The sequence below is a fragment of the Virgibacillus litoralis genome (genome assembly GCF_017873675.1).
Taxonomy (GTDB): Bacteria; Bacillota; Bacilli; order Bacillales; family Amphibacillaceae; genus Lentibacillus; species Lentibacillus litoralis.
In genome coordinates this window covers 16,376-29,499 of sequence record NZ_JAGGKK010000018.1, presented here as the reverse complement: position 1 = coordinate 29,499, position 13,124 = coordinate 16,376, and the positions used below count along the sequence as shown (strand labels likewise).

The 13,124-nt window shown below is 36.5% G+C and carries 15 protein-coding genes; 7 read left to right on the top strand and 8 right to left on the bottom strand.

What is annotated here, in order from left to right:
• The first annotated feature begins 19 nt into the window (after positions 1-19).
• Positions 20-991, top strand: coding sequence for a 2-hydroxyacid dehydrogenase (locus J2Z82_RS14895; protein WP_209481550.1), 972 nt, complete (start codon positions 20-22; stop codon positions 989-991).
• A gap of 40 nt (positions 992-1,031) precedes the next feature.
• Here the strand turns inward: J2Z82_RS14895 and J2Z82_RS14890 are convergent, their stop codons facing one another.
• Entirely contained in the window at positions 1,032-1,256 is a 225-nt protein-coding gene (locus J2Z82_RS14890; protein WP_209481549.1) for a NifU family protein, read from the bottom strand.
• Between the two features lie 150 nt (positions 1,257-1,406).
• On the opposite strand from J2Z82_RS14890, the gene J2Z82_RS14885 reads away from it, so the two are divergent.
• From J2Z82_RS14885 to J2Z82_RS14875, 3 genes are all read left to right on the top strand, one after another.
• A complete protein-coding gene (locus tag J2Z82_RS14885) occupies positions 1,407-1,733 on the top strand; it encodes a YuzD family protein (protein WP_209481548.1) in 327 nt (108 codons plus the stop codon).
• 22 nt (positions 1,734-1,755) lie between these two features.
• The gene (gene dapF / locus J2Z82_RS14880; protein ID WP_209481547.1) at positions 1,756-2,613 is read left to right on the top strand and encodes a diaminopimelate epimerase; all 858 of its coding nucleotides are present in this window, start codon (positions 1,756-1,758) and stop codon (positions 2,611-2,613) included.
• An 84-nt stretch (positions 2,614-2,697) separates the two neighbouring features.
• The gene (locus J2Z82_RS14875; RefSeq protein ID WP_209481546.1) at positions 2,698-3,054 is read left to right on the top strand and encodes a HesB/IscA family protein; all 357 of its coding nucleotides are present in this window, start codon (positions 2,698-2,700) and stop codon (positions 3,052-3,054) included.
• Positions 3,055-3,386: 332 nt separating this feature from the next.
• Here the strand turns inward: J2Z82_RS14875 and J2Z82_RS14870 are convergent, their stop codons facing one another.
• Complete coding sequence (locus tag J2Z82_RS14870) at positions 3,387-4,370, bottom strand: NAD(P)/FAD-dependent oxidoreductase (RefSeq protein ID WP_209481545.1); 984 nt, start codon at positions 4,368-4,370, stop codon at positions 3,387-3,389.
• A gap of 331 nt (positions 4,371-4,701) precedes the next feature.
• On the opposite strand from J2Z82_RS14870, the gene J2Z82_RS14865 reads away from it, so the two are divergent.
• Together J2Z82_RS14865 and J2Z82_RS14860 are read left to right on the top strand one after the other, a co-directional pair.
• Positions 4,702-5,922, top strand: coding sequence for an NAD(P)/FAD-dependent oxidoreductase (locus J2Z82_RS14865; protein ID WP_209481544.1), 1,221 nt, complete (start codon positions 4,702-4,704; stop codon positions 5,920-5,922).
• 173 nt (positions 5,923-6,095) lie between these two features.
• The gene (locus J2Z82_RS14860; protein ID WP_209481543.1) at positions 6,096-6,407 is read left to right on the top strand and encodes a YuiB family protein; all 312 of its coding nucleotides are present in this window, start codon (positions 6,096-6,098) and stop codon (positions 6,405-6,407) included.
• Positions 6,408-6,442: 35 nt separating this feature from the next.
• Here the strand turns inward: J2Z82_RS14860 and J2Z82_RS14855 are convergent, their stop codons facing one another.
• Genes J2Z82_RS14855 through J2Z82_RS14845 form a run of 3 tightly spaced genes read right to left on the bottom strand, consistent with a single transcriptional unit; the run spans position 6,443 to position 9,787 of the window.
• Positions 6,443-7,657 carry a hypothetical protein gene (locus J2Z82_RS14855; protein ID WP_209481542.1) on the bottom strand — a complete coding sequence of 405 codons (1,215 nt, stop codon included), beginning with the start codon at positions 7,655-7,657 and terminating at the stop codon, positions 6,443-6,445.
• Positions 7,650-8,837: a DUF58 domain-containing protein gene (locus J2Z82_RS14850; protein WP_209481541.1), complete on the bottom strand. Its 1,188-nt coding sequence runs from the start codon at positions 8,835-8,837 to the stop codon at positions 7,650-7,652. The genes J2Z82_RS14855 and J2Z82_RS14850 overlap by 8 nt, the downstream gene beginning before the upstream one ends.
• The gene (locus tag J2Z82_RS14845) at positions 8,837-9,787 is read right to left on the bottom strand and encodes an AAA family ATPase (protein ID WP_209481540.1); all 951 of its coding nucleotides are present in this window, start codon (positions 9,785-9,787) and stop codon (positions 8,837-8,839) included. Before J2Z82_RS14845 ends, J2Z82_RS14850 begins: the two co-directional genes overlap by 1 nt.
• A gap of 299 nt (positions 9,788-10,086) precedes the next feature.
• Here J2Z82_RS14845 and J2Z82_RS14840 point away from each other — a divergent pair, with 299 nt between their 5' ends.
• A complete protein-coding gene (locus J2Z82_RS14840; protein ID WP_209481602.1) occupies positions 10,087-10,752 on the top strand; it encodes a 3D domain-containing protein in 666 nt (221 codons plus the stop codon).
• A 248-nt stretch (positions 10,753-11,000) separates the two neighbouring features.
• Here the strand turns inward: J2Z82_RS14840 and J2Z82_RS14835 are convergent, their stop codons facing one another.
• From J2Z82_RS14835 to deoD, 3 genes are all read right to left on the bottom strand, one after another.
• Complete coding sequence (locus tag J2Z82_RS14835) at positions 11,001-11,474, bottom strand: divergent PAP2 family protein (protein WP_209481539.1); 474 nt, start codon at positions 11,472-11,474, stop codon at positions 11,001-11,003.
• 164 nt (positions 11,475-11,638) lie between these two features.
• Entirely contained in the window at positions 11,639-12,235 is a 597-nt protein-coding gene (locus J2Z82_RS14830; RefSeq protein ID WP_209481538.1) for a biotin transporter BioY, read from the bottom strand.
• Positions 12,236-12,355: 120 nt separating this feature from the next.
• Entirely contained in the window at positions 12,356-13,066 is a 711-nt protein-coding gene (gene deoD, locus J2Z82_RS14825; RefSeq protein ID WP_092492144.1) for a purine-nucleoside phosphorylase, read from the bottom strand.
• Between the last annotated feature and the right edge of the window lie 58 nt (positions 13,067-13,124).

Sequence of the window (13,124 nt, the reverse complement as noted above, 5' to 3'; positions counted from 1 at the left end):
GTTATAGGAGCGGATAGTTATGAAGAAGCCAATTATTTATTTAACACGGAAAATTCCGAATGAGATTTTAGTGCCTTACCAGGATTCCTTTGACTTTCGTATGTGGGAGGAAGAGGAAACCCCAGTACCAAGAGATGTGCTCTTAGAAGTGGTAAAGGAAGCTGATGGTGTATTATGCTTGCTTACCGAAAATATTGATCGTGAATTATTAGAAAATGCACCACACTTAAAAGTTGTTGCAAATATGGCTGTGGGTTATGACAACATTGATATAGAAGCGGCTCAGGAAAAGGATATTATTGTTACAAATACACCTGATGTGTTAACCGAAACGACTGCCGATTTAGCATTTTCATTATTAACTGCTGCAGCACGCAGGATTGTAGAAGCAAATGATTATATTCGTGCAGGCAAGTGGGATCATTGGTCGCCATATTTACTGGCAGGCTCTGATATCCATGGGAAAAAAGTTGGGATTGTTGGAATGGGAAGAATTGGTGAATCGATTGCCAGACGTGCAAAAGGATTTGGCATGCCGATTATGTACCACAATCGTTCACGAAAGCCTGGTGCTGAGAAAGATCTAGGTGCTTCCTATATGGGCTTTGATGAATTGCTTCGTGAGGCGGATTTTGTTGTTTCGGTTATTCCTTTAACAACAGAGACAAAAAAGCTGTTCAACAAGGACGCTTTCCAGAAAATGAAAACATCTGCTATCTTTATCAATGTGTCACGTGGAGGAGTAGTAGATGAAAAGGCGCTTTATCATGCTCTAAATGAGAATACGATTCATGCTGCCGGCCTGGATGTCTTTGAGGAAGAACCGATTGATGCAAATCATCCACTTGTGAAACTGGACAATGTTGTTTGTTTACCACACATCGGATCAGCAAGTGTAGAAACGCGAACTAAAATGCTAAAGCTTTGCATGGATAATCTTCTTGCTGTTTTTAGTGGAGAAAGCCCAATAACACCAGTAAAAAATCCATAAAAAAGCAGACTATCCTCAGTCTGCTTTTAATAAGTTATATTTAAAATACTTGTTCGATTTCTGTAACACCTGGGACCTCTGCCATTAAAGCACGCTCAATTCCAGCTTTCAACGTGATTGTAGAACTTGGGCAGTTACCACAAGCACCCATAAGACGAAGAAGTACAATGCCATCGTTATCAACATCAATTAGCTCCACATCTCCACCATCACGTAGTAAAAATGGGCGTAATTTGTTTAAAACTTCCTGTACTTGCTCTTGCATTATCTATCGTCTCCTTTCTAATATCATTATAAAACGGATTAGGAAAAAAATCTATCCAAAAATTTATATTTGTGTATAGTAGATATTTTTATTTTATCTTTTATTAAAGATTTTGTAAAATATAAGTAACTAAGATGTGGAGGTTTCGCAATGGGAAAAAGTATCTTGATATCGGTTTACGGAGCAGAACAGATTTGCGCAAGCTGTGTTGGAGCCCCTGGATCTATAGACACGTATGAATGGCTGCAGGCTGCAATAGGGAGAAAGTATATTGATGATGTCATTGAATATGAATATATAGACATAAATCAGCCTCCTAATGTTGAGAAGCATCAGCGATTTGTTGAACGAATTTTTGAAGAAGATTTATTTTATCCAATTGTATTTGTGAATGATGAATTGGTTGCTGAAGGTATTCCAAGACTTAAGACGATATATAGTGAATTAGATAAAAATGGGGCAGTTCTTCAACCATAAATGGAATGAGGTTTGTTTTGACATGGAAATTCCTTTTACGAAAATGCATGGATTAGGAAATAATTATATTTATATTGATTTATTTAAGTTCGATATTGCTGAAGAGCATCTGACAGATTTAGCGCAAGGAGTATCAGATATTTATACAGGAATAGGATCGGATGGCATGATTTTGATCCAGCCAAGTGATGCTGCGGATGTTGGCATGCGGATTTTTAACAAGGATGGCTCAGAAGGACAGAGCTGTGGGAATGGATTGCGCTGTGTAGCGAAGTATGCATATGAGAATGGAATTATCCAGCGTGAAAAATTTCAAATTGAAACACGTGCTAATATAGTTGAAGCCGAAGTGAGTGTGAAAGCTGATCTGGTACAGGAAGTCACGATTAATATGGGTGAGCCAATATTACGACGGCAGGCGATTCCGATGGTGGGTGAAGATACTCCTCAGGTTGTTGCTGAGCCATTTACTGTTGGAGATGAAACATTAGATATAACCGCAGTATCAATGGGGAATCCGCATGCAGTATTTTTCGTAGACTCCATAGATACAGCGCCACTTTATGAACTTGGACCGATAATAGAGAAGGACCAACGTTTTCCAGGGGGAGTAAATGTAGAGTTTATTGAAGTGATTTCTTCGAGAGAGCTTAATTTTCAGGTTTGGGAACGTGGTTCTGGTGTAACACAAGCATGCGGAACGGGTGCGTGCTCCTCAGTAGTAGCTGCCATCTTAAATGGAAGTGTGCAGCGGAACGAGGACATTATTGTTCATCTGGCAGGTGGCGATTTGGTTATTAAATGGGATGATAATGGTTCCGTCTGGATGACTGGCGGAGCAGATGTAATCGCATCTGGAACATATATTTTTAACAGATAATATTTGAATAGTTTCCTTGTAGTTTGTATACTGGTAGGTAACATATTGTATTAATCCGTCTGAATTAATGAGGAGGGAATTAAGATGGTTATTACGGTCACAGAACAAGCAGCAATTCAAGTGAAAGAAATGATGAAGGAAGAAGAAGAGGGTGTCCGTTTACGATTTGGAATTAAAGGTGGCGGATGCAGTGGGCTATCATACTCAATAGGCTTTGATTATGAAGTTAATGAGGAACTGGATATGGTTGACGATATTAATGGCATTCCTGTTGTCATTTATAAGCAGGATATACCTATTATAGAAGGAACTACGATAGATTTTAAGCAAAACATGATGGGCGGCGGATTTAGCATCGATAATCCGAACGCAATGGTATCATGTGGCTGTGGATCTTCATTTAAAGCAAAAGAACGGGAAGGTTCACCAGAGAAGTGCTAGTATAAAAGCCAAAGCGCAGGAAATAAGGCGCTTTGGCTTTTTTTGTTGTATAGGAAATTATAAATTGGACCTCCGAATCTGTCGCGTCCAGCTCCGACGTACAGTGTGTAATAGTGATTATGTGCTGGGATCGGAGTTGAGCTGAAAAAGCACTGAAAACTGAATAAAAATGATAAAGACTGATTAAACCGGAATGAATACTGATAAAAGGTAATTGAAAACTGAATTACTCCTAAAATGATTTGTCAAAGACTGAATAATAAGCATGGAAGACTGAATCAGACGAAAATAATAAGCCTAAACACTTACCAAAAAGTGTTTAGGCCTATTTTTTAAAACATACTTGTTGAGTGCTTTGGCTGAATTCGTGCTTTCGGATCGATATATTGTTTTGCATTGTTTATGGCTGTTGGACCTTCACCGAATCCGGTGGCTATTAGTTTTACTTTACCTGGATAAGTTGTAATATCTCCTGCACCATATATCCCTGGAATATTGGTTTCCATTTTTGAATTGACAACGATACTGTTCTTCTCTATTTCCAATCCCCAATCTTTAATTGGACCAAGTGTTGATACAAATCCATAGTTACATAGAACGGAGTCGACTTCAACATCTACTGTTTTTTCACCTTTTACTTCTTCCAACGTAACTTTGTCAATTTTTTCAGTACCTGTAATAGCAGTTGGAACAAATGGTGTCAAAATATCAACATTTGAATTAATTAATTTTTCTACACTATGTTCGTGTGCTCTGAATTTGTCACGGCGGTGCACCAGACTTACTTTTTTAGCTATTGGTTCAAGCATTAATGCCCAATCGACAGCAGAGTCGCCACCACCCAGGAGCATGACGTTCTGATCTTTATATTGATTCATATCTTTTACATGGTAGTGCAAATTGACGCCTTCAAATTGATCACAATCTCCAACATTTAGACGACGTGGCTGGAATGCACCATTGCCTGCTGTGATAATAATTGTTTTAGTATAATGGACTTCTTTATCAGATATCAGCTTGAATGTATTATCTTCCAGACGCTCAATTTTATCTATTGACTGTTCAAGAACTATCGTTGGATCAAACATATTTGCCTGTTCCTCAAGATTATCTACCAGGTCTTGTGCACGGATCTTCGGAAAACCTGCAACATCATATATATATTTCTCTGGATACAGGGCAGTTAATTGCCCGCCAGTATGTGGTAAGCTTTCAATTATCTTAACACTAGCTTGTCTCATTCCACCATAAAAGGCAGTGAATAAGCCAGTAGGTCCAGCGCCGATAATTGTTACGTCATATACTTTATCTGACATGGAAATCCCCCATTTTTCTTTTTCGTGTATGTGTACCATTCCTATATTATCATAAACAATTATTATATGTGTATTGATGCACAAAAGCACGGATACTTTAACATAGTTTGAAAAATACAACTTTTATAAATAAAAAAATAAAGGTTGAAAATTGTCGAAAGAACGTCTAATATATTCAATAGATATTAATATATTACAATTGTGTAACAAACGTTATATAAATGAAATAAACATTTCAGTACTTGGCCACAAGCCAGGTTTTTCTAATGTCTTTTTGCGTGAAAAATGTCACATACGTATCGAAATAATACAAATGGAAGTGATCAGAGAGATGAACAGACCAAATATCGTAATATTAGGTGCAGGTTATGGGGGAATGATGACTACTGTAAAGTTACAGAAGTCACTAAATATTAATGAAGCTACTATTACGCTTGTAAATAAAAATGACTATCATTACCAATCAACTTGGTTGCATGAAAACGCAGCTGGAACTTTGCATCATGATCGTACACGAATTCCGGTTAAAGATGTTGTTAATATGAATAAAGTTAATTTTATAGAAGATACAGTTGTTTCGATTAAGCCTGATGAAAAAAAAGTAAAATTGGAAAATAATGTGTTAGATTATGATATTCTTGTGCTTGGTCTCGGTTTTGAAGCAGCAACTTTTGGAATTCCAGGACTAGAAGAACATGCATTTACGATTGGAAACATAAACAGTGCTCGACTAATAAAAGAACATATTGAGTATAATTTCGCAATGTATCATAATGAAAAAGAAAAGAATCAAGGTCGTCTCAACATTGTTGTTGGAGGTGGGGGATTTACAGGGATTGAATTTGTTGGAGAATTAGCAAATCGGATTCCAGAGCTTTGTAATGAATACGATATAGACAAAGCACTTGTACGTGTCATTAACCTAGAGGGATCACCATCTGTATTACCAGGGTTTGATCCACAGCTTGTAGAATATGCTATGAACTCCTTGGAGTCACGTGGTATTGAGTTTATAACTGGTGCAATGTTAAAGGAATGTAAGCCAGACAGTATTGTTTACCAGAAGGATGATAAACTGGAAGAAATCCCGACCCAGACTACAGTTTGGGCTGCAGGAGTCCGTGCTAATTCGATTGTTGAAGCTTCAGGATTTCAGACAAATCGAGGAAAAGTAGAAGTTCGTCAGGATATGCGTGCACCAGGCTATGATGATGTATTTGTTATTGGTGATTGTGCACTAATCATGAACGAAGAAACTGGAAGACCATATCCTCCAACAGCACAAATAGCAATTCAGGAATCTGGAGTTGTAGCACATAATGTTAAGGCCTTAGTTCAAGGAAACGATGAACTAGAAACGTTTGAGCCAAAAATTCTTGGGACAGTTGCTTCACTTGGTCATACGGATGCGATTGGGGTTGTGCTAAACCAGCGTAAAATATTCGGCTGGAGTGCTACCGTTATGAAAAAAGTTATTGATAACCGCTATCTCTTAAAATTGGGAGGGCCAGGATTATTATTAAGAAAAGGAAAATTTAATATATTTTACTAGATTATAAGAATATCTGGTAAACTTGGCTTAATCGAAGGCCATAGTTGCATTTATTCAGCAGGAAAGTATTTATACTATTTACTGCTAAGCAAAGGCTATAGTGATGTCTTTGCTTTTAATCATTTTTGTTATAAAATGGTTTTTGTATGCAATGTGTGAAGGGAGATGCAACGGTGATACAGTTTGTAGTTTCTATATTATTGTTCTTTGTGATATTTTTTGGACTGGCCTTTATTTTAAATATGTTATTAAGAAGAACTTGGTTAATGGCATTTATCTATCCGGTTATTGTTTTGATGATAGTTGATGATATGTCATCACTTGAATACTTTAAAGATCCAGGTGGCTCTTTTTCAATAGCATTTTCTAAATTAATGGATATAACAGCTGCTGATATTAGTATTCTGGGAGCTGGTTTTCTGGGGACAATCGTATCAGGAATTGTAATTCGATTTTTGCGTAAGAGTGGCTATCAAATGTTTTAATGTACAGCAGATAAGCGTTAACCTTTTTTCGAGGGTTAACGCTTATTTTTTATCTTGGTCATTAATTCATCCAGCAGATGAATTAATCTCTCTTTTTCTTTAAGAGTTAGATTCTTATCGCCATATCTGATCTTTTGATATAAATCAAGATAAGAAGGATTTATATCAAGACGGGAAAACCATTCCTCGATTGTTTCTGAAGATTGTCTTCCCAATCCATTTGTATAAGCTTTCTGTTCAAGTTTAAGTACTTTTCTCCTTAAAGGATCTACTGTTTTCCAAGGTGAGAAGTACTTCCGTAAGCCATTGTTACTATCCGAAGAGGACCTGAGCGGAGTAACGATTGAGATGCTGCTCTTCTTTCCATCAGGGAAACTTTCCTGAATAACTTTTTTCCTGGAAAGAAAAATTGCGATAACAATAAGTAAGGCTAGAGCAATTAAAATGGTCCACCAATTTATAAAATCTATCCCGCCATCGTAGGAACTGTCAATGTTAGCCATTCCATCCATTTCATCCATATTTTCTTTGAAGCTGCTTGTCGCTTGATTAAAGGTTTTTTCATCTACAAGATTGAGCAAAACTCCAAAGTCAAGACCTAAGAAGTCGGCAATATTAACGATACCAAACACGATGTATTGGAACAGGATACCAACACCTGACAAAATAAAACGGATAACCCCTTTGACCCAAGGATAAATGCCATAAGTAAATATACCTCCTGCTAAAAGGAGTATTCCGAAGGTGCTAAACGTTAAAGTTGTCTTTAGTTTACCATGTGATTCCATATTGTTCATCAGCTTCAGCCAATACCCGCAAAGAATAATAATGAATTGTAAAATACCAAACCATATAAGGTTGGGATGATTAATAAACATGATTTCAAGAAAAAACATAACAATAGTTAAAGTTAGGATTGTGAACTGATTTTCGGATGGACCATTCCTTTCAGTATGAGCATATCGCCAAGTAATAAATCCAAGCCAAAGTGCTATTGCAAGAATTGGATAATTAAAAATATAATACATGAACGAAAAAGCTATTGCTATAACAGGTACATATACTGCATAGTTTTTTATTATTCGCAGGCAAATATCAAATAGGATTAACGTTAGCCCTGTAATAAGCAGGTAACTCCACAATGGATAGGGGTTTTGGGTAAAAATGAAAATAGGAATGAGAATAAAGTAAAACATAATTGATTCCGAAAATAATTGTATGAACTTAACTATACGATTGCTATTATCCATACATATCATTTCCTTTTGTGACTGGAATAATATGAGAATCATTAATTTGGAATAGGTGATTACCTTGGCTGATCAGCTTATTTATATAGTGGTTATTCGATTCATCACTTTCTCCAATAACTATTATCATCCGCGATTTAGTTTGGGACTGGTACAGCCGATACAAAATATTCTCTACCGGAATTATCAAACTTCCCTCATCAACTCGAGTCAACTGTTCCAATATTTTCTTTAAGTGTGTGATATCGTTATTTTCAGGTAAATGAACAAGACTATCACTATTCAAATAAACCTCTACTTCATGGCCATCTTTTATAATATTACGTGTTATGTACGCTGCTTCAGATAAAATTTTTTCCAGTTTTGGACTTGTGTATAAATTACCCAACGAACTTCTATCGGAAATGTTAACTATAATAGTCCAGGCTATGTAACGGTTTCGTTCGTATATTTTTGTTTGCAGTTTTTGTGTCTTGGCACTTGCTTTCCAATGAATTCGCTGAAAGGGATCAGAAGATACATAATCTCTTGTTCCTATAGGCTGCAGTACGTCTTCATACGGGGAATGAACTGTTACACTCGTACCAGGATTTTGGTTTTGAATTTCTCGCATCTTATCTACTGCTTGTAATTTAGGGAAAACAATCAGTTCGTTAAATTTCTTTTCTATAGGATATAGCATCAATTGTTCAAAGCTTAGCAGGTGAGAAAATGTAAAATTGAAGTCTTTAATACGGCCAACACCGCGTTTCACAGTCTTAAATGGAATTGTTAAAGATAATTCACTTTTTCCTGGGAGTGAAACAGGAATTTGGTAATAATTTAAGCCCCTCCAGGTTGATTGCAAATACTCCTCATTTAAGACATGATCCTTTATTTTAAAGGATATATACCCATTTAAATAAGGAAGCAGTGATTTATTTTTTATCTTGATTGTTAGGATTAACGTTTCATCGGGAAATGCCTTCTTGAATTGCTTGGGAATTTTCAGTATTAGATTTCTCCCTATCCGACGATTATATAAATGCAAACAAAGATGATAAATTCCTATTATACCAACTAATAAAAATACGAGAGATCTATCAAGGTATAAGCTGACGATTGTCAGCAGAACGAGGAATGTTAATGTTAGTTGGTGGTAAATCTCGTTATCTGTTATTTTTTCTATTTTCCATTGCATTACTTTAATGCCCTCACTTCAACAGGTACCTCAACAGACTGAATTAATTCTCGTACGACCTCTGTTTTCTCATTACGTATGGCACCTTCCATGGATAAAATAATACGATGTTCGAAAACATATCTTGCAATAGATTTGATATCCTTGGGGGTGGCAAAATCACGACCGTCTATAAATGCGCGAGCTTGACCTGCCCGCATTAATGCTAATGCAGCTCGTGAACTGACACCAAGTTCAATATCCTTATGCTCCCTGGTTTTATGGACAAGCTTCAATAAGTAATCCAGTACAACATTTGAAATATTGACATGACGTACTTCTTGCTGTAATAAAATTACTTCATCTATTGTCAGAATGGGTGTGACTTCTTCTATTGGGTCACTTAGGCGTTGATTTGATAAAATTTCCTTTTCTTGTTCAAAGGTTGGATAATCCATAGTGACTTTCATAGAAAACCGATCAAGTTGTGCTTCAGGCAATGGGAATGTTCCATGATTGGATTCAATAGGATTTTGAGTAGCAATAACAAAAAAAGGTAAAGGGATTTCTATTGTAGTACCATCGATAGTCGTTTGGTGCTCCTCCATGACTTCAAGCAAGCTTGATTGTGTTCTCGGTGTGGCTCGGTTAATTTCGTCAGCCAATAAAATGTTTGTTTTTACAGGACCGGTTAACAATTCAAACTCCTGTGTTTTTGGATTGAAGAATCTGATCCCCGTTACATCACTAGGTAGTACGTCAGGTGTGAACTGAATACGGTTGAATACGCCGTCAAAGATTTTAGCGAATGCTTTTGCTAATTTGGTTTTACCCGAGCCTGGGACACTTTCGAGTATGACATGTCCATTACTTAAGAGTGCTGTAAACAGTAAATCTATAGCTTCTTCTTGCCCTAAGATTATATGGTTAATCGTATCTTTTGCCAATGTGAGTTTGTGGTAAGCTTCCAAATATGATGCTCCTTTTCATTTAGCTAATAGTCTTACAATTTATTTTATCACACATAATATACTATATGGGAGCTCTACTATAAATGCTTTTCACTTTTTAGAATATTTAATAGAATTCATTACTTTTCAAGGGCTTGTGTGTATAATAATTTGTTTTTTGGTAACACTGTCCAGATAGGTAGCTATTTAAGGATGCAGTTTTCTTAGGGTATCTCGTGCCTAAAACTGTTATATTAAATTAGCATGCTACCAGAAAGGTGTTATCAGTGACTAAAACTAAAATTTTTCGCAGAACTAGTATGTTTCTTTTATTCCTGGGAGCGTTTTTTGTAACATTATCGTCTATTTCAAATATCACAATTACAGACGTACATGCGTGGGTTGCAGATGGAACTGAAGTAACTTATAAAGATAAAAACGGTACAGCCAAAAATAGACAGACTGCATTAAAAGACAAGAACCTAAATGTTGCTAAACAGCAAAAAAGATATATTTCAAGCGAGCAAGTAGAAGGTCCAAAAACCCTGAAAGAATATAGTGAGGAATTCATTGAAAAAAAGTTTCCTAGTAGTACTGTTGTAGCAACTGGTTATACTGCTGGTGTAGAATCGACAGGTAAGACACCTGATCATCCGCAATACGGAGTAACGTATTCTGGAGTAACCGTTAAACGAGACTTATACTCTACTATTGCTGCTGATTTAAGCGTTTATCCGATTGGTACTGTAATGTTTATCCCAGGCTATGGATATGGTGTTGTTGCAGATAAAGGTGGAGCCATTAACGGAAACAAAATTGATCTATATTATGAAACAGTGGAAGATGTATATTCAGAGTGGGGTAAAAAGCAAGTCGAGGTATACATCATTGAACGTGGTGATGGTAAGCTAACGGAAAAAGAGTTGAACAAATTAAATGAAAATGAAGCGTTACAAGTATTTAGGAATCAAATAACTAAAAGTTAAATTAAATTGAGATTTCCTTCTTATAAAGTGGTTCAGTTAAAAGTGTACAAAAATGCATTTTGTATCTTTAATTGAACTGCTTTTTTATTTGGTACTGTTAGACAATAAAAAAAGCATTAAATTGCTAGACAATCCAATGCTCTAATATGGGGTGTTTTAAAATAGGTTTAAGCACTGAATCTTAGGAATTAGTTGATATAAATGGTGACAGTGAGTATGTTTCCGCAACCGAATTTAAAAACACAGCCTTAATATAATTGATAAATTAAAAATGCAATTGCGATTCCTGATAGGCCACCGAAAAACACTTCGATTGGCTGATGTCCCAGCAGCTCTTTTAACTCCTTGCGCTTTTCATAATCTTCCTTTTTACTCCAGTCCTTTGCCCCGTCCATAAAGTATTGAAAGTCCTTGACAAGTTGATTTAAAACAATCGCTTGTTCTCCTGCTTGCCTGCGGACTCCCGAGGCATCGAACATAATAATAATACTGAAGACACATGCTATAGCAAACATAGTGGATGTAACTCCTTCTGAAATCCCAACACCGGTCGTTAATGCTGCTACTGCTGCTGAGTGACTACTCGGCATACCACCATTGCTGAAGGCTAAACCAGGTTTGAATTCTTTTGTCACAAAGAAGCGGATAGGGACTTTTACACCCTGTGCAAAAACAATTGCAGACAATGCTGCCCATAATGGAAAATTTGCAAAGAAACCCATGAATGTGTGAACATCCTCTCTGTTGCTTTAACTTTACTAGATATGAATCGATGAAGGTAAAGTTTTAAAGACTATAATTTGTAATTTTATCACATATATAGAAACATTTCATTTAATTAAAAAAGGATACTCCATAAGGAATATCCTTTCCGAAATTTCAGGTATTATGTTCTTGCAACAAAAGTCCACCTCGATGGAACTCGCTTAGCCAAACTTACCATAAATATGGCGGATAAACAGGCCAGAGCAATATCTTTTACGAGAAACGGAATCATACCAATCCATGCTACTGGATAGGAAATCTGTAGCTCAAGCCATGTATTCATTGCAACATACATATAGCTTACACCTATTCCATAATTAATGATTAATCCAACAAGAGCTGCAACGGTATACACTGGAATGGATGGTTTTCTGCTGAACTCTGCAATGAAACCTACAAAAAATGCGATGAATACAAATGAAATTATGAAACCACCAGTAGGGGAGACAAGTGCCATAGGGCCTGCAGACATCTTTGCAAAGACTGGTACTCCAGCGACACCAACCAAAATATATGTAATCATGGAGATACTGCCTAATTTTTTTCCGAGCATTAGCCCTGCAAGAATTGCAAAGAATGTTTGGAGTGATAATGGTACGGTCGCTCCACCAATTGGAACTGCGAGCATCGGAAACCATACAGCTATGTTTGCCCCCACAGCCATTAGGCATACAAATACAGAACCGAATGTTAAATCAATAGGACGTAAACTTTTCACTTTTATCGCTCCCTTCCATATTGATGATATAAAAATACGCTTTTATTGTCAACTGTTATTTTTATTGGTTAACATATGGAAATAAAAAACAGCCTCTCATAATTGAAAGGCTGTGCTCAGTTATTCTTTTATCGCTGCATCAAGTGCGATTTCCATCATTTCATTAAATGTTGTTTGTCGCTCCTCTGAAGAAGTTTCCTCACCAGTAAGGATGTGGTCAGAAACTGTCAGAACCGAAAGAGCTTGGCGGTTAAACTTGGCAGCAAGTGTATATAATGCTGTTGTTTCCATTTCGATTGCGAGCACTTTATACTTAGCCAATAATTCATTTAACTCTTGTGCGTTGTCACGATAAAATGTATCGCTTGTAAATACATTTCCTACCCGTAAATTCATGCCTTTATTAATACCTACATCATATGCATTCTTTAGTAAATCGAAATCAGCTAATGGTGCATAATCAATACCATTAAAGATCATTCGATTCATTTGCGAATCAGTTGTTGCTCCCTGAGCTAGAATTACGTCCCGGACCTGAACATCTTTTTGAATTGCGCCACACGTACCTACTCGAATTAATTTTTGAACATCATAACTTTGGATTAATTCGTTTACGTAGATAGAGATGGATGGTACACCCATTCCTGTACCTTGAACAGATATACGCTCACCCTTATACGTTCCTGTATATCCATACATTCCTCGCACATTATTATATTGTGTCACGTCTTCTAGAAACGTATCTGCAATAAACTTTGCTCGTAAAGGATCACCAGGTAATAAAATTTTGTCAGCAATATCGCCTTTATTTGCTCCAATATGCACACTCATGTGAATGTTTCCTCCTATATTAGATAATGATACAAAAGTAACGTTATCATAATGGGTA

Bases quoted from the DNA above. Each gene is read 5' to 3' on its own strand.
- J2Z82_RS14895 (WP_209481550.1), top strand. From the start codon at position 20: ATGAAGAAGCCAATTATTTATTTAACACGGAAAATTCCGAATGAGATT.
- J2Z82_RS14890 (WP_209481549.1), bottom strand. From the start codon at position 1,256: ATGCAAGAGCAAGTACAGGAAGTTTTAAACAAATTACGCCCATTTTTA.
- J2Z82_RS14885 (WP_209481548.1), top strand. From the start codon at position 1,407: ATGGGAAAAAGTATCTTGATATCGGTTTACGGAGCAGAACAGATTTGC.
- dapF (WP_209481547.1), top strand. From the start codon at position 1,756: ATGGAAATTCCTTTTACGAAAATGCATGGATTAGGAAATAATTATATT.
- J2Z82_RS14875 (WP_209481546.1), top strand. From the start codon at position 2,698: ATGGTTATTACGGTCACAGAACAAGCAGCAATTCAAGTGAAAGAAATG.
- J2Z82_RS14870 (WP_209481545.1), bottom strand. From the start codon at position 4,370: ATGTCAGATAAAGTATATGACGTAACAATTATCGGCGCTGGACCTACT.
- J2Z82_RS14865 (WP_209481544.1), top strand. From the start codon at position 4,702: ATGAACAGACCAAATATCGTAATATTAGGTGCAGGTTATGGGGGAATG.
- J2Z82_RS14855 (WP_209481542.1), bottom strand. From the start codon at position 7,657: ATGGATAATAGCAATCGTATAGTTAAGTTCATACAATTATTTTCGGAA.
- J2Z82_RS14850 (WP_209481541.1), bottom strand. From the start codon at position 8,837: ATGCAATGGAAAATAGAAAAAATAACAGATAACGAGATTTACCACCAA.
- J2Z82_RS14840 (WP_209481602.1), top strand. From the start codon at position 10,087: ATGTTTCTTTTATTCCTGGGAGCGTTTTTTGTAACATTATCGTCTATT.
- J2Z82_RS14835 (WP_209481539.1), bottom strand. From the start codon at position 11,474: ATGGGTTTCTTTGCAAATTTTCCATTATGGGCAGCATTGTCTGCAATT.
- deoD (WP_092492144.1), bottom strand. From the start codon at position 13,066: ATGAGTGTGCATATTGGAGCAAATAAAGGCGATATTGCTGACAAAATT.